The organism is Acinetobacter sp. YH12040, assembly GCF_013420005.1.
GTDB lineage: Bacteria > Pseudomonadota > Gammaproteobacteria > Pseudomonadales > Moraxellaceae > Acinetobacter > Acinetobacter amyesii.
This window is the reverse complement of the sequence record NZ_VOZB01000039.1, coordinates 1-1,168: the sequence shown is the minus strand read 5'-3', so window position 1 is coordinate 1,168 and position 1,168 is coordinate 1. Positions and strand designations below refer to the sequence as shown.

Here is a 1,168-nt window from a genome sequence, read left to right as displayed (position 1 = left end):
ATTATTATAGAAGCCCCCATGAATAAATCGCTCATCATTTTCGGCATCGTCAACATAACCTCGGACAGTTTCTCCGATGGAGGCCGGTATCTGGCGCCAGACGCAGCCATTGCGCAGGCGCGTAAGCTGATGGCCGAGGGGGCAGATGTGATCGACCTCGGTCCGGCATCCAGCAATCCCGACGCCGCGCCTGTTTCGTCCGACACAGAAATCGCGCGTATCGCGCCGGTGCTGGACGCGCTCAAGGCAGATGGCATTCCCGTCTCGCTCGACAGTTATCAACCCGCGACGCAAGCCTATGCCTTGTCGCGTGGTGTGGCCTATCTCAATGATATTCGCGGTTTTCCAGACGCTGCGTTCTATCCGCAATTGGCGAAATCATCTGCCAAACTCGTCGTTATGCATTCGGTGCAAGACGGGCAGGCAGATCGGCGCGAGGCACCCGCTGGCGACATCATGGATCACATTGCGGCGTTCTTTGACGCGCGCATCGCGGCGCTGACGGGTGCCGGTATCAAACGCAACCGCCTTGTCCTTGATCCCGGCATGGGGTTTTTTCTGGGGGCTGCTCCCGAAACCTCGCTCTCGGTGCTGGCGCGGTTCGATGAATTGCGGCTGCGCTTCGATTTGCCGGTGCTTCTGTCTGTTTCGCGCAAATCCTTTCTGCGCGCGCTCACAGGCCGTGGTCCGGGGGATGTCGGGGCCGCGACACTCGCTGCAGAGCTTGCCGCCGCCGCAGGTGGAGCTGACTTCATCCGCACACACGAGCCGCGCCCCTTGCGCGACGGGCTGGCGGTATTGGCGGCGCTGAAAGAAACCGCAAGAATTCGTTAACTGCACATTCGGGATATTTCTCTATATTCGCGGTTCAGCAGGCATGTCCCCTTTGAGGGCGACCCGACGACAGGATAATCGACCTTATGGTGCGCAAATATTTCGGCACAGACGGTATTCGTGGCAAAGCCAACGAAGGCGCGATGACGGCGGAAACCGCCTTGCGCGTCGGCATGGCGGCTGGCCGTGTCTTTCGTCGCGGTGACCACCGCCATCGTGTCGTGATCGGCAAGGATACGCGCCTGTCGGGCTATATGCTTGAACCCGCGCTCACAGCCGGTTTCACCTCGATGGGCATGGACGTATTCCTTTTTGGCCCGCTGCCGACAACGTA

The 1,168-nt window shown here is 59.8% G+C and carries 1 protein-coding gene and 1 pseudogene; both read left to right on the top strand.

The window, feature by feature from the left end; genetic code table 11:
- The first annotated feature begins 18 nt into the window (after window positions 1-18).
- Window positions 19-834 carry a sulfonamide-resistant dihydropteroate synthase Sul2 gene (gene sul2 / locus FTT99_RS16340; RefSeq protein WP_001043260.1) on the top strand — a complete coding sequence of 272 codons (816 nt, stop codon included), beginning with the start codon at window positions 19-21 and terminating at the stop codon, window positions 832-834.
- 86 nt (window positions 835-920) lie between these two features.
- Window positions 921-1,168 (top strand): annotated as a pseudogene (glmM, locus tag FTT99_RS16335) (phosphoglucosamine mutase); the annotation flags it as partial.